11 protein-coding genes, 2 tRNA genes, 3 rRNA genes and 1 riboswitch are annotated in these 21,455 nt (G+C 60.6%); of the genes, 9 read left to right on the plus strand and 7 right to left on the minus strand.

All coding sequences use genetic code 11. From position 1 onward, the window contains the following. Nucleotides 1-110: 110 nt before the first annotated feature. The gene (locus ACEN9O_RS04990; RefSeq protein ID WP_495616535.1) at nucleotides 111-977 is read left to right on the plus strand and encodes a MurR/RpiR family transcriptional regulator; all 867 of its coding nucleotides are present in this window, start codon (nucleotides 111-113) and stop codon (nucleotides 975-977) included. A 22-nt stretch (nucleotides 978-999) separates the two neighbouring features. Here the strand turns inward: ACEN9O_RS04990 and ACEN9O_RS04995 are convergent, their stop codons facing one another. Continuing rightward, nucleotides 1,000-2,574, minus strand: a complete 1,575-nt coding sequence (locus ACEN9O_RS04995) for an endo-1,4-beta-xylanase (protein WP_495616536.1) — start codon at nucleotides 2,572-2,574, stop codon at nucleotides 1,000-1,002. Nucleotides 2,575-2,821: 247 nt separating this feature from the next. On the opposite strand from ACEN9O_RS04995, the gene ACEN9O_RS05000 reads away from it, so the two are divergent. The 4 genes from ACEN9O_RS05000 to ACEN9O_RS05015 all read left to right on the plus strand — a co-directional run bounded on the left by ACEN9O_RS05000 (nucleotide 2,822) and on the right by ACEN9O_RS05015 (nucleotide 7,197). Further along, complete coding sequence (locus ACEN9O_RS05000; RefSeq protein ID WP_495616537.1) at nucleotides 2,822-4,333, plus strand: YifB family Mg chelatase-like AAA ATPase; 1,512 nt, start codon at nucleotides 2,822-2,824, stop codon at nucleotides 4,331-4,333. Nucleotides 4,334-4,467: 134 nt separating this feature from the next. Next, a complete protein-coding gene (locus ACEN9O_RS05005; RefSeq protein ID WP_495616538.1) occupies nucleotides 4,468-6,174 on the plus strand; it encodes a M1 family metallopeptidase in 1,707 nt (568 codons plus the stop codon). Next, nucleotides 6,174-6,680, plus strand: a complete 507-nt coding sequence (locus ACEN9O_RS05010; protein ID WP_495616539.1) for a hypothetical protein — start codon at nucleotides 6,174-6,176, stop codon at nucleotides 6,678-6,680. The genes ACEN9O_RS05005 and ACEN9O_RS05010 overlap by 1 nt, the downstream gene beginning before the upstream one ends. A gap of 175 nt (nucleotides 6,681-6,855) precedes the next feature. Beyond that, nucleotides 6,856-7,197: a DUF1840 domain-containing protein gene (locus ACEN9O_RS05015; protein ID WP_495616540.1), complete on the plus strand. Its 342-nt coding sequence runs from the start codon at nucleotides 6,856-6,858 to the stop codon at nucleotides 7,195-7,197. Nucleotides 7,198-7,207: 10 nt separating this feature from the next. Here ACEN9O_RS05015 and ACEN9O_RS05020 read toward each other — a convergent pair whose 3' ends face one another. From ACEN9O_RS05020 to ACEN9O_RS05045, 6 genes are all read right to left on the minus strand, one after another. After that, nucleotides 7,208-11,074 (minus strand): sensor histidine kinase, encoded by a 3,867-nt coding sequence (locus ACEN9O_RS05020; RefSeq protein ID WP_495616541.1) that lies wholly within the window; start codon nucleotides 11,072-11,074, stop codon nucleotides 7,208-7,210. A gap of 135 nt (nucleotides 11,075-11,209) precedes the next feature. After that, nucleotides 11,210-11,322: ribosomal RNA gene (rrf, locus tag ACEN9O_RS05025) — 5S ribosomal RNA — on the minus strand. Nucleotides 11,323-11,449: 127 nt separating this feature from the next. Further along, nucleotides 11,450-14,324, minus strand: a 23S ribosomal RNA gene (locus tag ACEN9O_RS05030). A gap of 216 nt (nucleotides 14,325-14,540) precedes the next feature. Beyond that, nucleotides 14,541-14,616: transfer RNA gene (locus ACEN9O_RS05035), tRNA-Ala, on the minus strand. Between the two features lie 24 nt (nucleotides 14,617-14,640). Continuing rightward, a tRNA-Ile gene (locus ACEN9O_RS05040) sits at nucleotides 14,641-14,717 on the minus strand. A 76-nt stretch (nucleotides 14,718-14,793) separates the two neighbouring features. After that, nucleotides 14,794-16,324 (minus strand): 16S ribosomal RNA (locus tag ACEN9O_RS05045). Together the 16S, 23S and 5S rRNA genes with 2 tRNA genes alongside form the textbook arrangement of a ribosomal RNA operon. Before the next feature lie 435 nt (nucleotides 16,325-16,759). On the opposite strand from ACEN9O_RS05045, the gene cobT reads away from it, so the two are divergent. The 4 genes from cobT (at nucleotide 16,760) to ACEN9O_RS05065 (ending at nucleotide 21,382) form a co-directional block, all read left to right on the plus strand. Further along, nucleotides 16,760-17,794 (plus strand): nicotinate-nucleotide--dimethylbenzimidazole phosphoribosyltransferase, encoded by a 1,035-nt coding sequence (cobT, locus tag ACEN9O_RS05050; RefSeq protein ID WP_495616542.1) that lies wholly within the window; start codon nucleotides 16,760-16,762, stop codon nucleotides 17,792-17,794. Nucleotides 17,795-17,799: 5 nt separating this feature from the next. After that, nucleotides 17,800-18,582 carry an adenosylcobinamide-GDP ribazoletransferase gene (locus tag ACEN9O_RS05055; RefSeq protein ID WP_495616543.1) on the plus strand — a complete coding sequence of 261 codons (783 nt, stop codon included), beginning with the start codon at nucleotides 17,800-17,802 and terminating at the stop codon, nucleotides 18,580-18,582. 4 nt (nucleotides 18,583-18,586) lie between these two features. Next, nucleotides 18,587-19,138 (plus strand): histidine phosphatase family protein, encoded by a 552-nt coding sequence (locus ACEN9O_RS05060; protein ID WP_495616544.1) that lies wholly within the window; start codon nucleotides 18,587-18,589, stop codon nucleotides 19,136-19,138. A 33-nt stretch (nucleotides 19,139-19,171) separates the two neighbouring features. After that, nucleotides 19,172-19,393: riboswitch (cobalamin riboswitch) on the plus strand. Between the two features lie 132 nt (nucleotides 19,394-19,525). Further along, entirely contained in the window at nucleotides 19,526-21,382 is a 1,857-nt protein-coding gene (locus tag ACEN9O_RS05065; protein WP_495616545.1) for a TonB-dependent receptor domain-containing protein, read from the plus strand. The last annotated feature ends 73 nt before the right edge of the window (nucleotides 21,383-21,455 follow it).

The following is a 21,455-nucleotide window of genomic DNA, read 5'->3' on the forward strand; positions in this document are numbered from 1 at the left end:
AATCTTTTTTCATGTCGAGTCAATCATTTCACACGCACGTCGTGGAAATAGGGGCCGGATAGTCGCGTGACGTCCACACGCGACGACTGGATGGCTTTAAAATGCCTGCCATGACAAAAGAAACCTCCTCCGCCGACGACCTGTCGAGCTGGATACAGCAACATCTGGACCAGTTGCCGCAGGCGGAAAGGCGGCTGGCGATTGTCATCCTGGAAGCGCCAGGCCAGCTGGCCAGTTATTCCGCCTCCGAGGTGACCAGGATGGCCGGCGTCTCGAACGCGACGATGACGCGGCTGGTGCAGCGACTGGGCTACGAGAACTACGACCAGATGCGGCGGCTGTCGCGGCAGAACATGGATTGGGGATCGCCGCTGTACTTGTTGGACCGCAAGGGGGCGGACGATGAGGCGGCCGAGGCGCAGGGCCCGTTTGAACAACACGTCGCGGCCAGCGTGCAAAACATCCAGGGCACGTTCGCCGGCATGTCGGCCGCCGACGTCGACGTCATCGGCGCCGCGATCGCCGGGGCGCGGCAGGTGCGGGTATTCGGCCAGCGCAACAATTATTTCTTCGCCGCCTATTTGCGCTGGCAATTTATCCAGTTCCGCAACAATGTCTACCTGTTGCCGGTCTCGGGCGAGACCATGGGCGAGTACCTGGTGGGTTTGCAGCCGGACGATCTGTTCATCGTGTTTGGACTACGCCGCCGCACGCCGGGGCTGGCGGCGCTGATCACGGCGGTCAGCCGGGCCGGCGTGCGCACCCTGCTGATCACCGATTCCGCCAACCGCAGCGACCTCGGCGCGACATGGGTGCTGAAGTGCGACACCACCAGCACCACGCCGCTCGACAACCATGCCGCCGTGATGGCGCTGTGCCACGTGCTGGCCTCGCAAGTGATCGACAAGGCCGGCGTCGCCGGGCGGCAGCGCCTGATCCGCATCGAGGAGCTCCATACGGAACTCAAGGAGTTGTAGCCTCGTTGGGGCTGGCGCCCGCTCAGTTCCCCAGCAAGGCGTCCTTGAAGCCTTGCATGGCAGGCTTGGGTTGGAAGTTACCATCAAACAACAAGGGCCAGTCGGGCAATCCGGGCTGGTTGATCCAGCTGTCGGCATCCCACACGCCCCACACCGTGATCCCGGCCCGCTGCGCCGCCGGCACCGCCCGCAGGTAGGCGGCAACGATGTCGTGATAGCGCTGCTGCTGGCGGGTGGCAGCGTCCGTCGTGAAACTGGAATAGGCGCTTCTCATGCTCACGTCCATTTCGCTGATTTTCACCTTCAAGCCGCGATCCGCCACCGCCTTCAGCGACGCCTCGATGGCGTTGATGCTCGGCCAGTCGATGGTCACGTGCATCTGGAAGCCCACGCCGGTGATAGGAACGCCGCGCGAGCGCATGCCGTCGACCAGGGACAGCAGGTTCGTCGTCTTCAGTCCGCCGGCTTCGATGTTGTAATCGTTGTAGAACAGGTCGACTTGCGGATCGACCGCGCGCGCATTGAGGAAGGCCTGATCGATGAAGGCCTGGCCCATCTTTTGGCTAAACACGGTGCTGCGCAGGATGTTATCGATCGTTGGCTGCCCATCGTCGGCCAGAGCCTCATTGACCACGTCCCAGCTCACCACCTTGCCCTGGAAGTGCGACACGATGGTTTGGACGTGGGTCTTCAGCATGGCGGCAAAGTCGCCGCTGTAGTTCGTCATGAAACCAGGCACCTGATAATCGGCATGCCAGATTAGCGTATGCGCATGCACATTCATGGCATGGGCGCTCGCGAAACCAACGAACTCATCGGCCTGGCTGAATGTGAAGGTGTTCTCCTGCGGATGCAGGTAGCTCATCTTCATGATGTTGCCGGCCGTCATTTGGTTGAAATTGGGGAACACCACGGCCTGCTGCTGGGCGCTGGTGCCGCTGCTGATGATGCTGTTGTTCTCGAAGCCCGCATTCACAGCCACGCCGATCGGGAAGCTCGCCAGCGACTTCAAGCCGGCGTCGCTGCTCGCCGTGGCAAAGTACGCGGTCAGCGACTTGTTGCCGTCCATGGTGATCGTCAGCGGACTGGTGCTGGAGGAGACGGAGCCGCTCCAGCCGGAAAAGACGGAACCCTGCAGCGGCGTCGCCGTGATCGTGACCGCGCTGCCGGCCTTGTAGCTGTAGTTGCCTGGCGCCGGGCTGGTGGAACCGCTGCCGCTGCCGCCATGAGCGAGCGCCAGGGTGTAGTTGACGGCACCGCTGTTGTTGCTGCCGTTGACCTGCAATTGTGCCCCACTCTGCCTGGCCACGTAGCGCAGGTAATAGTTACCGTTGACGCGAGCAGGCATCTGGGTCGACGACACATTGGCGTACGACACGCCGTTGATCGTGAACGTGCTCGCTCCCTTGGACACGACGCTGTCGATGGTGCCGGCCGTGACCAGGCAGACGTTGGCGGCGCCATTCAAGACGGTCGGCAAGGTCATCGGTTGTGGATTGGAGCAAGTCGCGCTGGCCGCCCTGGCCGGTGCCGCCTGGGCGCTGCCGATGGCGATGACCAGACCGACGATTGCGCCGGCAAGACACTGCAAGGACATCCTGACTGTTCGTGCTGCTTTCATATGACCCACTTTCTATTGGATTTGCTGCAACTGGACCGCCGGCACCTGCCATGGCGCTTTGTTCTTTAAATATTATAAACAATTCGTTCAGAAACACCCTGCGCACTGTTGCATTTTGTAAACTCGCCTCAGGCCAACGCTGCGCCCGTTTGGGCTAGCGCAAGGCACGGTTGCGGGCCTGGGCTACGCTGGCCGCTGATATCCACTGGTCGTCCGCTAACCCATGAGCCTAGCCGTACTCAAAAGCCGCGCCCTGGCGGGCATGGAGGCGCAGGAGGTCAGCGTCGAAGTGCATCTGGCCAACGGGCTGCCGGCCTTCACCATCGTCGGGCTCGCCGACACCGAGGTCAAGGAAGCCAAGGACCGTGTCCGCGCCGCCATCCAGAACGGCGGCTTCGAATTTCCCGCACAACGCATCACCGTGAATCTGGCGCCGGCGGATTTACCGAAGGAGTCCGGCCGCTTCGATTTGCCCATCGCGCTGGGCATACTTGCCGCCTCCAAACAGATCCCCTCCAACCGCCTGCATCAGTATGAGTTCGCCGGCGAGCTGTCCTTGTCCGGCGAGCTGCGGCCGATACGCGGCGCGCTGGCGATGTCGCTGGCCACGCGCCGCGACGGCGGCACGCTGGCCTTCATCCTGCCGCTGGCCAACGCCGACGAGGCGGCGCTGGTCGGCAACGCCGCCATCTACCCGGCGCAGTCGCTGCTGCAGGTGTGCGGTCACTTCGCGGCCAAGTCGGTCGAGTCCATGCTGTCGCGCCATGACGCGGCGCCGCTGGTGACGCAGCTGGAGTATCCCGACTTTGCCGACGTCAAGGGCCAGCTGCTCGTCAAGCGGGCGCTGGAGGTGGCGGCCGCGGGCAATCACTCGGTTCTGCTGGTCGGTCCGCCGGGCGCCGGCAAGACCATGCTGGCGGCGCGCTTCGCCGGCCTGCTGCCGGAGATGACGGACGAGGAGGCCTTGGAAGCGGCCGCCGTGCATTCGCTGACCGGCAACTTCCGCATCGAGCAATGGAAGCGCCGCCCTTTCCGCTCGCCCCACCATACTTCGTCCGGCGTGGCGCTGGTCGGCGGCGGCAGCGTGCCGAGGCCGGGGGAGATTTCGCTGGCGCACCGGGGCGTGCTGTTTCTTGATGAGCTGCCGGAGTTCGCCCGCAGCGTGCTCGATGTGCTGCGCGAGCCGATGGAGTCGGGCCGCATCACCATCTCGCGCGCCGCCCGGCAGGCCGACTTCCCCGCGCACTTCCAGCTGATCGCCGCGATGAACCCCTGCCCCTGCGGCTATGACGGCCACGTCAGCGGCATCTGCCGCTGCTCGCCGGACATCATCAATCGCTACCAGGGCCGCGTCTCCGGGCCGCTGCTGGACCGCATCGACATCCAGATGGAAGTGGGAGCGGTCGATCCCGAGATCCTGGCGGCGGACGCCGACGGCGAACCGACGCGCGTGATCGCCGCCCGCGTGCAGGCGGCCACCAACCGCCAGCTGCAACGCCAGGGCAAGCGCAACCAATACCTGAGCACGCGCGAGATCGACCAGTACTGCAAGCTCGACCGTCCCGGCAAGGCCAGCCTGAAACTCAGCATGGAATGCTTCCACTGGTCCGGCCGCGCCTACCACCGCATCCTGCGCGTGGCGCGCACCATCGCCGACCTGGCCGGCAGCGAGCGCATCCTTGAACCCCATGTGAGCGAAGCCATTCAGTACCGGCGCGCACTGCGCGACCGTTGAGCGCCCCGATCTCCGAAGCAGAGGCCACACACCCAAAGGCCGTGCTTAATTCTGCCAAGCCCGGCGCTAAGCGTCACCTCTTCATGAGCCTTGCTGCTATATTGCCTGGTGCCCTACAACCCGCCGGGAAATCAATGACACGCCTGCCCCTCTACCTTGCCGCCAGCGCGCTGCTGGCCGGCTGCGCCACCTCCCAGCTGCCGCTGACCGACTTCACTGCCAACTCCGGCAGCCCGCGCGCGCCGGAACAGCTGGCCGTGACGTTTGAAAAAGCCGACCTGGCGCTGCGCGTCGATCCCGCCACCCGCAGCATCAGCGGCGACGCCGCGCTGACCTTCCTGGCCAGCACGCCGCTGACCCGCATCGCGGTCGAGCTGGACCGCAACCTGCCCATCGATTACGCCAGCGTCGACGGCGTGCAGCTGGCGCCGGCGGCGATCAGCAACCCGGACGGCCGCCTTTACCTGACCCTGCCGATGCCGCTGGCGGCCGGCGCCCGCACGACCGTGCGCATCCGCTACCACGGCGTGCCGCACGTGGCCTCGCACGCGCCGTGGGACGGCGCCTTCATGTGGAGCAAAACCGCAGACGGCCAGCCGTGGATTTCCACCACCGTCGAAGGCGAAGGCTGCGACCTGTTCTGGCCTTGCATCGACCATCCGCAAGGCAAGCCCAAGCTGATCGACCTGCACATCAGCGTACCGTCACCGCTGGTGGTGGCGGGCAACGGCGTCGCGCTCGGCATGGATGAAAAAGACGGCTGGCGCACCTACCACTGGCGCGCGAAGAACCCCAGCACCTACGGCGTCGCCCTGAATATCGGCCCGTACGACATGCTGTCCGGCGACTACGACAGCCGCTACGGCAACAAGATCCCTCTGCGCATGTGGTACCTGAAGGGCCACGACAAACAGGCCCGGGGCCTGTTCGCCGAATTCGCGCCGATGCTGGATTTCTTCGAGGCCCGCATCGGCCCCTATCCGTTCGGCGACGAGAAGATGGGCGTGGTCGAAACCCCGCACCTGGGCATGGAGCACCAGACCATCAACGCCTACGGCAATGGTTACACCAAGTCGCCGTTCGGTTACGACTGGCTGCTGCACCACGAGCTGTCGCACGAATGGTTCGGCAACCAGATGACCAACGCCGACTGGGACGATATGTGGCTGCATGAAGGCTTCGGCAGCTATATGCAGCCGCTGTACCTGGAGCACCTGCGAGGAGAAAGCGAATTCCAGGCCGAGCTGTTCACCCAGCGCAAGGCGCTGCTCAACAAGGTTGCCGTGGTCAGCGGAACATCGAAGCGCATCGAAGATGTCTACGAAAGCGAACGCGGTGGCCCCGGCAACGACATCTATGCCAAGGGCTCGCTGATCCTGCACACGCTGCGCAACCTGATCGGAGACGACGCCTTCTTCCGCGCCACGCGCCGCATGGTCTACGGCACCGAGACACCCAAGCCGGGCAACTTCACGCCGCGCTACAGCAGCACCAGGGAATTCATCGCCATCGCCAACGAAACCAGCGGCCGCGACCTGGGCTGGTTCTTCGATGCCTACCTGTATCACGCGGCGCTGCCGGAACTGGTCGAGGAGCGCAGCGGCAATCAGCTCAAACTGAGCTGGAAGCTGAAGGACGGCGGCGCCTTCCCGATGCCGGTCGAAGTGCGCGTCAACGGCCAGATCGAAAAGCTGGCCATGACCGACGGCAAAGGCGAACTGACGCTGCCGCCGCAAGCGCTTTACACTATCGATCCGAACTCCCGCGTGCTGCGCCAGCAAGTCCACATCGACGACTGGAAGCGCCAGGAAGAAAACCACAAGAAGAAAGCAAAGTCCTGATGAAAAAAATCTCCCTGGCGCTGCTGCTGGCGGCCTCCCTGTCGGCTTGCAGCCCGCAATACGATTGGCGCGACTACCGCAGCAATGACGCGCCCTACGCCGTGCTCTTCCCCGGCAAGCCGGCCAGCCAGACCCGCAGCATCCAGCTCGACACACTGGCCTTGAACATGACCATGACGGCCACCGAAGTGGACGGCGTGGTGTTCGCGGTCGGCAGCGCCCAAGTGCCGGAGGCAGCCCAGGGCCCGGCCGCCATCGAAGCCATGAAGACCGCGCTGGTCAACAATATCGGCGCCACCGTCACCAGCAGCAAATCATCCACCGACGGCAAGCAGGCCGTGCTCGACGTCGAGGCCAAGGGCAGCCAGAACGGCGAGGCGATGCGCCTGACCGGTCGCTTCATCGCCAGGGACAAGCGGATTTACCAGGTGATCGTCATGGGGCGCGACAAGCATATCGTGCAGGACACCGTTGAAACCTATCTGAGCTCGTTCAAACTGAACTGAAACCGGGCCCCAGGCTTAGGAAATGCTTAATCCAGTGTACGCTACCGCTCATACAGACCGGCTCGCCTCTTGTATAGTGGCACCCGAGGCCTGATGTCTTGATTACGACAGGCCGCTCAGGCAAGAAACAGTGCGTCGTGCTATCGTTCCAACTACAAGATTAAGAAAGCACTCTATGTTAATTTCCTTCAAATCAAAGTCCAGCCCCGAAGTCCTGATGTATCAGGAACACGCCCAGCGTATCTTGGACTTGCTCCACAAAAATCCTACGCGCGGCGTCATCACCGCCGAGGAAGCGGCGCACGCGCTGTCCTTGCTGGAGGGTGAAGTTGCTGCAAGTAAATTGCATCCGGAGACGGACATCGAGCACGACATCCACACCCCGGAGAAGGAAGATGGCGAAACGATGGAACACGCGGTGATGCAACGGGTCGGCTTCGCCGCCCGCGCCTTCCCGCTGTTGGAAATGCTGCGTTCGGCCAAGCAGGAAAACGAGAGCATCATCTGGGGCATCTGAGCCTCGCCGCCTAATCGCCCAACAGCGTCGCCTTCAGCGGCAGGTCCAGCGTAAAGCGCGTGCCCACATCGAGCGCGCTGTCGACCCGGATGGTGCCGTCCAGCAGCGAGGTGACGATGTTGTAGGTGATGCTCAGCCCCAGGCCGTTGCCGCCCTGTCCCAGCTTGGTGGTGAAGAACGGATCGAAGATGCGCGCCTGGTGTTCCAGCTGAATGCCCTTGCCGTCATCCTGGAACACGATGCGTACATGGTCAGGCCCCAGCCGCACCGCCCATAACTTGATGACACCGCCGCTGCGTCCCTCAAACGCATGCAGCAGCGCGTTGTTGATCAGGTTGATGATGACCTGGCCATAGGGGCCGGGGAAGCTGTCCATCTGTATATCGTCCGGCATTTCCAGCTCGACCTGGTGGCCGGCCTTGCGGATCTGGTTCTTCATCGTCGTGACGATTTCCTGGCTGGCCTGGTGCAGATTGAAATGGCGCCGCTTGGCGCTGGCCTGGTCCACCGCCACCTGCTTGAAACTGTTCACCAGTTCCGCCGCGTTGCGCAGGCTGCGCATCAGCAGCAGCGATGCTTCGCGCGACGCCTCGATGAAGCTGGTCAGGTCGGAGCGGCGCAAGGTGTTCTGCGACTGGCGCAGGTCGATCTCCGCCGTCTTGTCCTCCAGCGTGCTGGCGATCACCAGGCTGTTGCCGATCGGCGTGTTCAATTCGTGCGCCACGCCCGCCACCAGCGCCCCCAGTGCCGCCAGTTTCTCGCGCTCCACCAGTTGCTGCTGCGTGTCGCGCAGCTGGCGGTAGGAATCGGCGTTGGCGAACGCCACCGCCACGTAGGACGCCAGCGTGGTCAGCATGTCGAGGTCGATGCGCTGGTAGGCGTTGACGCGGTAGCTGTGCACCGTGATCACGCCCCGCACCTGGCCGGCCACCGAAATCGGCACATAGATCAGCGAGCGCGGCTCGGTCGGCAGCGAGCCGTCTTCCAGCGTGCCCATGTCGTCGACGCCGGAGACCAGCTCCAGGTGATCGATGTAACGCTGGTAGTCCTGCTCCAGATCGTTGATGAACACTTCCTGCGCGTGCGTGATGCACCACACCGCCAGCTGGTTGGGCTCGCGCATGCTGCGGGTGTAGGGCGCGTAGCGCTTGCCCTTCTCCATCGCGAACGGATACTCGATCACCTCTTCCTTGGGCCGGTAGATGCCGATGCCGAACACGCTGGCATCCATCAGCGCATGCACCTGCTGGTACAGCATCGCCATGATGACCTCGCTGTCCAGGTTGGCCGTGATGCGGCGGCCGATATCGGACAGCAGCGAGATATTCCGGTGCGCCAGCTCCACGCTCTCCTTCTGGCGTTCGACCTCGCGCTTCTGGCGTTCGATCGATTCCTTCTGCTGCACCAGCTCGCGCGTGCGGTTGCCCACTTCGACTTCCAGGGCATGCTTCTGCCTCACCAGCATGCGGATGCGGATGCGGAACAGCAGGTACACGCTGCCCAGCACCAGGCTCAGCGCCAGCATGCGGAACCACCAGGTCTTCCACAGCGGCGGCGCGATGATCACCTCCATCGCCACCGGCTCGCTGCTCCAGACCCCGTCCTTGTTGGCGGCCTTGACGCGGAACACATAGCGGCCGGCGTCGAGGTTGGTGTAGGTGGCGAAGCGCTTGCCGGCGTCGGCCGTTACCCACTGCGGATCGAAGCCTTCCAGCTGGTAGGCAAAGCGGTTGCGCTGCGGATCGGCGTAGTGCAGGCCGGCGAACTCGAACGAGAAGACGGCGTCGCGGTAGCCCAGCTTGAGCGTCTTCGCTTCGTAGATCGGCCCCTTTTCCAGCACGTCGCTGCGCGGCTGGCCGGTCAGGATGGACTGGTTGAAGATGGAAAAATCGGTGATCGACACCGGCGGCGGATGCGGGTTGTCGTGGATGCGCGCCGGCTGGAACGCCGTCACGCCGGACAGGCCGCCAAAGAACAGCATGCCGTCGGCCGCCTTGTAGCCGGCGCCGATGAAGTAGGAACCGTCGATCAAGCCGTCGCGCGACGTGTATTCCTTGAACGCGCCGGTGTCGGGATTGACCATCGCCACGCCGGATGTACTGCTGATCCACAGGCGGCCATGTTCGTCGCCGAGGATGGCGCCGACCGGATCCGGCGCGCGGCCGCTGCTGGTCGGATAAAAGCGGAAATGCAGCGTGCCGTCGGCGCCGTGCTCGGCGCGGCACAGGCCGGCCGCCGTGCCTATCCATAGCCGGCCCTTGTCGTCCTCGTAGGTGTAGTGCACGCGCTTGTGGCTGAGGCTGTCCGCCTTGCCGGGCTCGTGGTGATAGTGGCGGAACGTGCCGCTGGCCTGGTCGAAGCGATCGAGGCCGTTTTCCGTGCCGACCCACAGCACACCGCGGCTGTCCTCCATCAGGGAATAGATGCGGCCGTCCAGGCTGTCCGGGTCGGTGGCGTCGTGGCGCCAGGTGCGGACCGCGCTGGTATGCGGATCGACGCGGTGCAGCCCGGCGCGCGAGGCCACCCAGATGACGCCGTCGCGGTCGAGCAGGATGCGCTGTATCGTCTCCGCGGCTGGGTCGGCGTCCAGCACCAGCCGCGTGAACGGACCGCCGGCCGCGTCGCGCCAGGCCAGGCCGGTCGCGCTGCCGACCCACAGGCGGCCGCGCCGGTCGGTCTGGAGCGCCTGGATCTGGTCGCCCGGCAGGCTGGCCGGATCGCGCTCGTTGTGATGCCAGACCTGGGTGTCGCCCTTGACGGTATCGAGCAAGGTCAGGCCGTTGCCGGTGCCCAGCCAGAACTTGTTGGGCCCGGCACCGGTGATGACGCGCACCTTGTTGTTGCTAATGCTGGGCATCACGCCGGGGTATTCGGTGTAGCGCTCGAAGCCGCCGCTGGTCAGGTCTACCCAGTCCAGGCCGGTGTACCAGTTGCCGACCCACAGCGTGCCGGTGCGGTCCTGATACAGCGCGCTGATCTGATTGTCGCCGACGCCGTGGCGGTCCTGGCTGTTGTGCCGATAGGTGTAGAAATGCCGCGAGACCGGATCGCGCCGCTTCAAGCCGTCGGTATAGCTGCCGGCCCAGAGCACGGCATCGCTGTCGTGCAGCAGCGCGGTGATGCGCAGCTCGTGCAGATCATCGGCCGGCGCCAGCGCAATGCGCTCGGCGCTGGCGCCGGCCAGGCGCCAGGCCTGCAAGCCTTGCATGGTGCCGGCCCATAACACGCCGTCGGCGCCGATCGACAACGACAGGATATTGTTGGATGGCGCGGCGCCGTCACGCGACGTCAAATGCTTGAACTGATGGCCGCCTGCCTTCATCACTTCCAGGCCGCTGGCCGTGCCTACCCACAGGTTGCCGAGCGGGTCGCGCGCCAGCGCGCCGATGCGGTCGTCGCCCAGGCTGTCCGGATCGGCAGCCACGTGGCGCAGCGTCCGCACCTGGCCGCTGACGGGGTCCAGGTGCTGCAAGCCTTCGCTGGTGGACAGCCACAGTCCTTGCTTGCCGTCGCCGATAATGCTGAACACGGTGAGGTTGCCGATCTTGCTGAATTGATGAACGAAGGACTGCGTGGCCGGCTCGTAACGATCCAGCCCGCCCTTGCTGCCGATCCAGATGATGCCGTTGCCGTCTTCATACAGCGCATGGATGTAGTTGTCGAGCAGGCTGTGAGCGTTGGCTGGATCGTTCTTGAACGCGGTGGTGCGATAGCCGTCGTAGCGGTTCAGTCCGGCCTGCGTACCCAGCCACATGTAGCCGTGGCGGTCCTGCAGGATGGCGGTGATGGATTCCTGGGTCAATCCCTGTTCGATACCCAGGTGCTCAAACCGCAGGCTGAGAGGCGCGGCGCGGCCGCCAGGCATGAGCGCCAGCAAGAGCAAGCCACATAGGACGATAGATCGTATTGCGTAACCTGGCATAGGGCTGCGTCTCCGAGATGCAAGCCATTCTAATGCACAAACGCAAAAAACCCCACCTGGATCACCGGGTGGGGTTTTTTTATATAACTAGCCTGACGATAACCTACTTTCACACTGGTTGCAGCACTATCATCGGCGCAGAGTTGTTTCACGGTCCTGTTCGGGATGGGAAGGGGTGGGACCAACTTGCTATGGTCATCAGGCATTGACTTGTACGAGCGACGCTTTCAGCGACGCTCCGAATCTGGAATCAGTAAGTAATGGGGTAATGAAGTTATATCAACGAACGTTCCAACGTACTTCTCATTCACCACAACCTGCTAAGGTTATAGGGACAAGCCGTACGGGCAATTAGTATCAGTTAGCTTAATGCATTACTGCACTTCCACACCTGACCTATCAACGTCCTGGTCTCGAACGACCCTTCAAAGAGCTCAAGGCTCTGGGAAATCTCATCTTAAGGCAAGTTTCCCGCTTAGATGCTTTCAGCGGTTATCTCTTCCAGACTTAGCTACCCGGCAATGCCACTGGCGTGACAACCGGTACACCAGAGGTCTGTCCACTCCGGTCCTCTCGTACTAGGAGCAGCCCCCTTCAAATTTCCAACGCCCACGGCAGATAGGGACCAAACTGTCTCACGACGTTTTAAACCCAGCTCACGTACCACTTTAAATGGCGAACAGCCATACCCTTGGGACCGGCTACAGCCCCAGGATGTGATGAGCCGACATCGAGGTGCCAAACTCCCCCGTCGATATGAACTCTTGGGAGGAATCAGCCTGTTATCCCCAGAGTACCTTTTATCCGTTGAGCGATGGCCCTTCCATACAGAACCACCGGATCACTATGTCCTACTTTCGTACCTGCTCGACTTGTCAGTCTCGCAGTTAAGCACGCTTATGCCATTGCACTATCGTCACGATGTCCGACCGTAACTAGCGTACCTTCGAACTCCTCCGTTACACTTTAGGAGGAGACCGCCCCAGTCAAACTGCCTACCATGCACTGTCCCCGACCCGGATAACGGGCCAAGGTTAGAACCTCAAATGAACCAGGGTGGTATTTCAAGGATGGCTCCACGAGAACTGGCGTCCCCGCTTCAAAGCCTCCCACCTATCCTACACAGATTGATTCAAAGTCCAATGCAAAGCTACAGTAAAGGTTCATGGGGTCTTTCCGTCTAGCCGCGGGTAGATTGCATCATCACAAACACTTCAACTTCGCTGAGTCTCGGGAGGAGACAGTGTGGCCATCGTTACGCCATTCGTGCAGGTCGGAACTTACCCGACAAGGAATTTCGCTACCTTAGGACCGTTATAGTTACGGCCGCCGTTTACTGGGACTTCAATCAAGAGCTTGCACCCCATCATTTAATCTTCCAGCACCGGGCAGGCGTCACACCCTATACGTCCACTTTCGTGTTTGCAGAGTGCTGTGTTTTTATTAAACAGTCGCAGCCACCAGTTTATTGCAACCCGTTCGCCCTACTGAAGTAAATCAGCCAAGCTACAAGGGCGTACCTTTTCCCGAAGTTACGGTACCAATTTGCCGAGTTCCTTCTCCCGAGTTCTCTCAAGCGCCTTAGAATACTCATCTCGCCCACCTGTGTCGGTTTGCGGTACGGTCTCGTATGACTGAAGCTTAGAGGCTTTTCTTGGAACCACTTCCGATTGCTTCAGCACCTAAGTGCCTCGTCCCAGTCCCTTGAATTACGTGCCCGGATTTGCCTAAGCACCTTCTATGAACCAGAAACTGACTATTCCAACAGTCAGACAACCTTCCGCGATCCGTCCCCCCATCGCATCATACGACGGTGCAGGAATATTAACCTGCTTCCCATCAGCTACGCATCTCTGCCTCGCCTTAGGGGCCGACTCACCCTGCTCCGATGAACGTTGAACAGGAAACCTTGGGCTTACGGCGTGGGGGCTTTTCACCCCCATTATCGCTACTCATGTCAGCATTCGCACTTCTGATACCTCCAGCATCCTTTACAAGACACCTTCGCAGGCTTACAGAACGCTCTCCTACCATATCTATTGCTAGATATCCGCAGCTTCGGTGACTGGCTTAGCCCCGTTACATCTTCCGCGCAGGACGACTCGATCAGTGAGCTATTACGCTTTCTTTAAATGATGGCTGCTTCTAAGCCAACATCCTGACTGTTTTAGCCTTCCCACTTCGTTTTCCACTTAGCCAATCTTTGGGACCTTAGCTGGCGGTCTGGGTTGTTTCCCTCTTGACGCCGGACGTTAGCACCCGACGTCTGTCTCCCAAGCTCGCACTCATCGGTATTCGGAGTTTGCAATGGTTTGGTAAGTCGCGATGACCCCCTAGCCATAACAGTGCTCTACCCCCGATGGTGATACTTGAGGCACTACCTAAATAGTTTTCGGAGAGAACCAGCTATTTCCAAGTTTGTTTAGCCTTTCACCCCTACCCACAGCTCATCCCCTAATTTTTCAACATTAGTGGGTTCGGACCTCCAGTGCGTGTTACCGCACCTTCATCCTGGCCATGAGTAGATCACTTGGTTTCGGGTCTACACCCAGCGACTATCGCCCTGTTCGGACTCGATTTCTCTACGGCTTCCCGATCTGGTTAACCTTGCCACTGAATGTAAGTCGCTGACCCATTATACAAAAGGTACGCAGTCACGGAACAAGTCCGCTCCTACTGTTTGTATGCACACGGTTTCAGGATCTATTTCACTCCCCTCCCGGGGTTCTTTTCGCCTTTCCCTCACGGTACTGGTTCACTATCGGTCGATTACGAGTATTTAGCCTTGGAGGATGGTCCCCCCATATTCAGACAGGATTTCTCGTGTCCCGCCCTACTTGTCGCACGCTTAGTTCCACACATCGCATTTCACATACGGGGCTATCACCCGCTATGGCTCCAATTTCCAGTGGATTCTGTTATGCGTCATGCTAAAACGTGCAGGCTCATCCCATTTCGCTCGCCACTACTTTGGGAATCTCGGTTGATTTCTTTTCCTGCAGCTACTTAGATGTTTCAGTTCGCCGCGTTCGCTTTGCATACCTATGTATTCAGTATGCAATGACCTAAAAGGCCGGGTTTCCCCATTCGGAAATCTGCGGATCAAAGCTTGTTTGCTAGCTCCCCGCAGCTTATCGCAAGCTACTACGTCCTTCATCGCCTGTAATCGCCAAGGCATCCACCATGTGCACTTATTCACTTGTCCCTATAACGTTAGCCCCTGCGACTAAACAAGGAGCGTTTATAGGAATAAGAAGTACTACGTTGTTGCGTTTGTTGATACATACAATCATTACCCACCCACGCAGTTCCCCGCATGGGTACATAAAAATTTACTTACTTCTTCCAGATTGTTAAAGAACGTACAGCACTTGATCTCTAAAAGATCAAATCTAAAGGCTTACCCTTACATTTGAACTCTTGGTGGAGGATGACGGGATCGAACCGACGACCCCCTGCTTGCAAAGCAGGTGCTCTCCCAGCTGAGCTAATCCCCCTGAGATTTACTACAAGGCAGAAACTGGTAGGGCTGGTTGGACTCGAACCAACGACCCCCGCGTTATCAACACGGTGCTCTAACCAGCTGAGCTACAGCCCCAAATGCTGTTCTTTAATATTGACAGTCGATAAGTGTGAACGCTTGATGAGTAGTCCGAAGACCAGTGCTACTCTAGAAAGGAGGTGATCCAGCCGCACCTTCCGATACGGCTACCTTGTTACGACTTCACCCCAGTCACGAATCCTACCGTGGTAAGCGCCCTCCTTGCGGTTAAGCTACCTACTTCTGGTAAAACCCGCTCCCATGGTGTGACGGGCGGTGTGTACAAGACCCGGGAACGTATTCACCGCGACATGCTGATCCGCGATTACTAGCGATTCCAACTTCATGCAGTCGAGTTGCAGACTACAATCCGGACTACGATACACTTTCTGGGATTAGCTCCCCCTCGCGGGTTGGCGGCCCTCTGTATGTACCATTGTATGACGTGTGAAGCCCTACCCATAAGGGCCATGAGGACTTGACGTCATCCCCACCTTCCTCCGGTTTGTCACCGGCAGTCTCATTAGAGTGCCCTTTCGTAGCAACTAATGACAAGGGTTGCGCTCGTTGCGGGACTTAACCCAACATCTCACGACACGAGCTGACGACAGCCATGCAGCACCTGTGTACTGATTCTCTTTCGAGCACTCCTCCAATCTCTCGGAGGATTCCAGCCATGTCAAGGGTAGGTAAGGTTTTTCGCGTTGCATCGAATTAATCCACATCATCCACCGCTTGTGCGGGTCCCCGTCAATTCCTTTGAGTTTTAATCTTGCGACCGTACTCCCCAGGCGGTCTACTTCACGCGTTAGCTGCGTTACCAAGTCAATTAAGACCCGACAACTAGTAGACATCGTTTAGGGCGTGGACTACCAGGGTATCTAATCCTGTTTGCTCCCCACGCTTTCGTGCATGAGCGTCAGTTTTGACCCAGGGGGCTGCCTTCGCCATCGGTGTTCCTCCACATATCTACGCATTTCACTGCTACACGTGGAATTCTACCCCCCTCTGCCAAACTCTAGCCTTGCAGTCTCCATCGCCATTCCCAGGTTGAGCCCGGGGATTTCACGACAGACTTACAAAACCGCCTGCGCACGCTTTACGCCCAGTAATTCCGATTAACGCTTGCACCCTACGTATTACCGCGGCTGCTGGCACGTAGTTAGCCGGTGCTTATTCTTCAGGTACCGTCATTAGCAAGGGATATTAGCCCTCACCGTTTCTTCCCTGACAAAAGAGCTTTACAACCCGAAGGCCTTCTTCACTCACGCGGCATTGCTGGATCAGGCTTGCGCCCATTGTCCAAAATTCCCCACTGCTGCCTCCCGTAGGAGTCTGGACCGTGTCTCAGTTCCAGTGTGGCTGGTCGTCCTCTCAGACCAGCTACTGATCGATGCCTTGGTAGGCTTTTACCCTACCAACTAGCTAATCAGATATCGGCCGCTCCAGGAGCACAAGGCCTTGCGGTCCCCTGCTTTCATCCTTAGATCGTATGCGGTATTAGCGTAACTTTCGCTACGTTATCCCCCACTCCAGGGTACGTTCCGATATATTACTCACCCGTTCGCCACTCGCCGCCAGGTTGCCCCGCGCTGCCGTTCGACTTGCATGTGTAAGGCATGCCGCCAGCGTTCAATCTGAGCCAGGATCAAACTCTTCAGTTTAATCTCTGTTTATTTGACACTTGCGTGTCACCGTCATTGCTGACGGGTCGCTCACTCAAAATACTGACAGGCCACTATTTTCATAGCGCCTATTTCATTACTTCTTGTGAACATTTGATATTTTAAGTTTCACGCTACCGAAGCAGCGTGTGCACTTTCATCAAACGTCCACACTTATCGACTGTTAATTTTTAAAGAACTTATTCGGTACTGCTTGCTGAAGAAGCGTTGTGTTCATCAGCGAAGAGGCAAGATTATGAAGCGTTTCAAACATCTCGTCAAGCCTGTTTTTTAGTGTGGTTTCATCTCACTAAAAAACTTCCCACTTCAACAGTGCATTTACATGCTGCGTTTTGCGGGGAGGCGAACTATAGCAAAGGCCAACCACACTGGCAAGGGTAAAATAGCGACTTCACCGATTTATAGGCCGTCCACATGTTCATTCCAACTATCCCTACTACCAACAACGAGACGCTGGCGGCCCTGTTGGACAATGCCATCAACAATAAAACCAAACCGCTGGGTAGCCTGGGCGTGCTGGAATCGCTGGCCAAACAAATCGGCCTCATACAGAACACACGCGAACTCGCGATCACCCAACCAGCCATCCTGGTATTCGCCGCCGATCACGGCATCGTCGCGGAAGGGATCTCCGCCTACCCGCAGGACGTGACCTGGCAGATGGTCGAGAACTTCCTCGCGCGCGGCGCTGCCATCAACGTCTTCGCCACACAGAGCAACTGCCAACTGCGCGTCATCGACGCCGGCGTCAATCACGACTTCGGACCGCGCGCTGGCCTGACCGACCGCAAGCTGGCGCCCGGCACCCGGAACTTCGCACAGGAACCGGCGATGAGCCGCAGCGTGTGCGAGGCCGCGCTGGCCGCAGGCATGGCCTTGGTCGCCGAGCTGGATGGCAACGTGGTCGGCTTCGGCGAGATGGGCATCGGGAACACCACCGCCGCCGCCGCGCTGATGCACAAACTGACCGGCATCCCGGCCGCGCAATGCGTGGGCGCCGGCACCGGCCTGTCGGCGGAAGGCATACTGCGCAAGCAGCGTGTGATCGAGGCTGCGGTGGCCAAGCACGCAGCCGCGGTCGAGCCGCTGGACGTGCTGGCCACCTTCGGCGGCCTGGAAATCGCCATGATGACCGGCGCCATGTTGAAGGCAGCCGAATTGCGCAAGGTGCTGCTGATCGACGGCTTCATCGTCACCAGCGCGCTGCTGGTTGCAGCACGCATGCAGCCAGCCATCCTGGACTACTGCGTATTCGCACACTGCTCCGACGAAAACGGCCACCAGCAGATGCTGGCCGCGTTGGAAGCGAAGCCGCTGCTGAACCTGGGCCTGCGCCTGGGCGAAGGCACCGGCTGCGCGCTGGCGCTGCCGCTGCTGCATGCGGCGGTCAACTTCCTGAACCGGATGGCCACGTTCGAATCGGCCCACGTCAGCGAAAAGTCCGAGTAAGCGTCGTGCACCAACTACGCCTGTTCTTCACCGCGCTCCAGTTCTTCACCCGCCTGCCGATTCCCGGCTGGGTGGGCTTCGATCCTGCGTGGCTGAACCAGGCATCGCGCTACTTTCCGCTGGTCGGCGCGGTGGTTGCGGCCATTACGGCCGGCGTGTATGCGCTGGCCACGTGGTTCCTGCCCGCGCCGATCGCCGTGCTGCTATCAACCGCCGCCGGCATCTACGCCACCGGCGCCTTTCACGAAGACGGCTTTGCCGACATGTGCGACGGCTTCGGTGGCGGCATGACGCCGGAGCGCATACTGGAGATCATGAAGGACTCGCGCATCGGTGCTTACGGCGCCATCGGCATCATCTGCCTGCTCGCCACCAAGTGCGCGACGCTGTCCATGCTGCCGCCGCTGCAGGCAATTGCCGCGCTCTTCGCCTCCCATCCCCTATCGCGCTTGATGGCGACCTCGCTGATCTGGCGCCTCGACTACGCACGAGCAGAAGGCAAGGCCAAGCCACTTGCGCAAAAGATGAGCACCGCCGAATTCGCGCTGGCCGCCGCCACCGCTGCCGTTCCCGCACTAGCGATGATCGCCTGCGGATGGCTGACGTGGAGCGCGTTGGCAACGGGCCTCATCACCGCCGCCGTCGCCACCGCCTGGCTGGCCCGCAAATTCGTCCGCCGCATCGCCGGCTATACGGGCGACTGCCTGGGCGCGGTACAGCAGCTCAGCGAAGTGGCGTTCTACCTGTGCGTGCTGGCCTGCATGCACCACGGCGCCCTGCCCTGGTAGCGCCATGCGGCTGATACTGGTCCGCCATCCGCAGCCGCAAATCGCGCCCGGCGTCTGCTACGGTCGCAGCGATCTCGCCGCGGCGCCGGAACAACTGGCGCAAACGCTGGCCGACCTGTCGGCCACACTGCCCCACCGCCTGCCCATATATAGCAGCCCGCTACAGCGCTGCGCCACATTGGCGGCACAACTGGCGGCGCCGCTGTCATCCCCCTCCCCGCTGCTGGACGCCCGCATCGCGGAGATCGACTTCGGCGACTGGGAACTGCGCCGCTGGGACGACATCGCGCGCGCCGACATCGACGCCTGGGCTGCTGACCTGGTCAACTACCACCCGGGCGGCGGCGAGAGCGTGCTGCAAATGGCCGGCCGCATCGCCGACTTTTACGCCGACCTCCAGCGCCAGCAGCGAGACGCCATCGTGATCTGCCACGCCGGTGCAATGCGCCTGCTGTCGGCCTGCCACACCGGCCTGACGCCCGCCGACATGGCGCTGCAAGCCGCCCGCCAGCCGCATCAAATCGCTTACGGCGCTACGCTGGTACTGCAAAACTAAACCGCCACTCCATGACCACCGCCGCACAAACCCGTATAATGACGGGGTTTTGGTGCCCGCGCGTCTGTCCAGATGCGCAGTTAAACGGGAAACATGAAGCTCTGTAAGAGCCCACATGTGCTGCCCCCGCAACGGTAAGCAAGTGTCGCAGCAGATGCGCGACAAACCTCCTCTGACAAACCACTGTGCTCTGCATGGGAAGGTGAGGTGGTCTAACTTGCCAGCCCGGATACCGGCCAAATCAGGTGGAAGCGAGCGAACGGGATGTGCGCGAGCGGATGAAGCCGACAACAACGGCTGCGCTGCATGCATCTCTCAATTCTCTGCTTCTGTTCAATCTGGCCCACGGGGACGTCGGCCGGTTGCTGTTAACAGAAAAATTACATCATGACCCTTCGTATCTCCCGTCCCGCGGCCCTGACGTCGCTGGCGCTGGCAATGGCCGCCTCCTACGCTTACGCAGAACCAGTCGCCGGCACGGTACTGGTCACCGCCACCCGCAGCCCGCAGGCCCTGGCCGACGTGATCAGCGACAGCATCACCATCAGCGCCGAACAGATCGCCGAATCCGGCGTCGGCTCCATCGTCGACCTGCTGCAGCGCCAGCGCGGCATCGAGATCGCCCGCAACGGCGGCCCGGGCACCAACTCCACCGTGTTTATCCGCGGCGCCAACAGCAACCAGAACCTCGTGCTGGTCGACGGCGTGCGTATCGGATCGTCGACCACCGGCGCCGCCAACTGGAGCGCCATCCCGCTGACCGCCATCGACCATATCGAAATCGTCTACGGTCCACTGAGCTCCTTGTATGGCGCGGACGCCATCGGCGGCGTGATCCAGATCTTCACCAAGAAGGGCAAGGGCGCGCCAGCATTCACCGCCTTCGCCGGCTATGGCACCGACAACACCCGCGAAGGCGATGTGTCGCTCTCCGGCGCCACCGGCGGTGAGCACAGCTTCAGCTACGCGATCAGCGCCGGCAAGGAAAAATCGGACGGCTTCTCATCCACCCGCCCTGGCAACCTCTCCTACAACGCCGACAAAGACGGCTATGACCGCGAAAACGCGGCAGCACAATTCGGCCTGCGCCTGGCCGAAGGCCATGAAATCGGCGCGCTGCTCCTGCATAGCAAACTCGCTTCCCAGTACGACAGCGGTTCATCGGCCTACGATACGCACTCGCAGGCCAAGCTCGAAAACGCCGCCATCTACAGCAAGAACCAGATCCTGCCGATCTGGCAAAGCCTGGTCCAGTATTCGCAGTCCAGGGATGACGGCGCCACCTACACCAGCGCGCTGGCATCGGGCTATTCGAAGATCAATACCAAGCAAACCGACTTCACCTGGCAGAATGACGTGCAGATCGGCGCCGACGTGCTGCAACTGCTGTACGACCATCGCAAGGAAGAAGTCGAGACCAACGGTTTCGACCTGCGTAATCCAGAACGTACCACCAACTCCGTCGCCGCCTCGTACAACGCCCGTCGCGGCGATAACCTGTTCAACGCCAGCGTGCGTCGTGACAAATCGCTCTACGGCTCGAAAAATACCGGCTCGCTGGGCTATGGTTACAACTTCACGCAGGCACTGCGCGCCACCGCCAGCTACGGCACCAGCTTCCGCGCGCCGACCTACAATGAACTGTACTACCCGTCCTACGGTAACCCGGCCAACAAACCGGAACAGGGCAAGAACGCCGAAATCGGCCTGCGCTACGACAGCGGCGCCACCGCGCTGAGCGCCAGTTACTATCACAACCGCCTGACCGACCTGCTGGTCAACGTCAATCCATGCCCGTTCGGCACAGCGAATTACAAGAACGGTTGCGCCTACAACGTCAACCACGCACTGCTTGAAGGCCTGACCATGGGGGCCAGCCAGCAACTGGGCCGCTTCAACCTTGCCGCCAACGTCGACCTGCAAGATCCAAAGGACGAAACCAACGACAAGCGCCTGCAGCGCCGCGCAAAAAAGCACGGCAACCTGATGGCCGACTACAGCGCCGGCGCCCTGAAGGCCGGCGTGGAAGTGGAACTGTCCGGCGACCGCTACGAAGACACCGCCAACAGGGTCCGTCTGGGCGGCTATGGCCTGGTCAATTTGTACGCGACCTACCACTTCAACCACGACTGGTCGGCGCTGGTCCGCTGGAATAATATCGGCGACAAGCAGTACGACTTGGCGCGTAATTACGCCACGCCGATGTCCAAGCTGTTTGCCGGCATCCGCTACGGCTACAAGTAAGCGTAATGGTGTAACCTGCCGGGCGTGGGGCGCATATGCCACGCGCCCGGCAGTCTCTCTTTTTTGAAAGCAG

Source organism: Duganella sp. Dugasp78 (assembly GCF_059491455.1).

Coding starts and splice junctions, on each gene's coding strand:
- ACEN9O_RS04990 (WP_495616535.1), top strand. CDS start 111: ATGACAAAAGAAACCTCCTCCGCCGACGACCTGTCGAGCTGGATACAG.
- ACEN9O_RS04995 (WP_495616536.1), bottom strand. CDS start 2,574: ATGTCCTTGCAGTGTCTTGCCGGCGCAATCGTCGGTCTGGTCATCGCC.
- ACEN9O_RS05000 (WP_495616537.1), top strand. CDS start 2,822: ATGAGCCTAGCCGTACTCAAAAGCCGCGCCCTGGCGGGCATGGAGGCG.
- ACEN9O_RS05005 (WP_495616538.1), top strand. CDS start 4,468: ATGACACGCCTGCCCCTCTACCTTGCCGCCAGCGCGCTGCTGGCCGGC.
- ACEN9O_RS05010 (WP_495616539.1), top strand. CDS start 6,174: ATGAAAAAAATCTCCCTGGCGCTGCTGCTGGCGGCCTCCCTGTCGGCT.
- ACEN9O_RS05015 (WP_495616540.1), top strand. CDS start 6,856: ATGTTAATTTCCTTCAAATCAAAGTCCAGCCCCGAAGTCCTGATGTAT.
- cobT (WP_495616542.1), top strand. CDS start 16,760: ATGTTCATTCCAACTATCCCTACTACCAACAACGAGACGCTGGCGGCC.
- ACEN9O_RS05060 (WP_495616544.1), top strand. CDS start 18,587: ATGCGGCTGATACTGGTCCGCCATCCGCAGCCGCAAATCGCGCCCGGC.
- ACEN9O_RS05065 (WP_495616545.1), top strand. CDS start 19,526: ATGACCCTTCGTATCTCCCGTCCCGCGGCCCTGACGTCGCTGGCGCTG.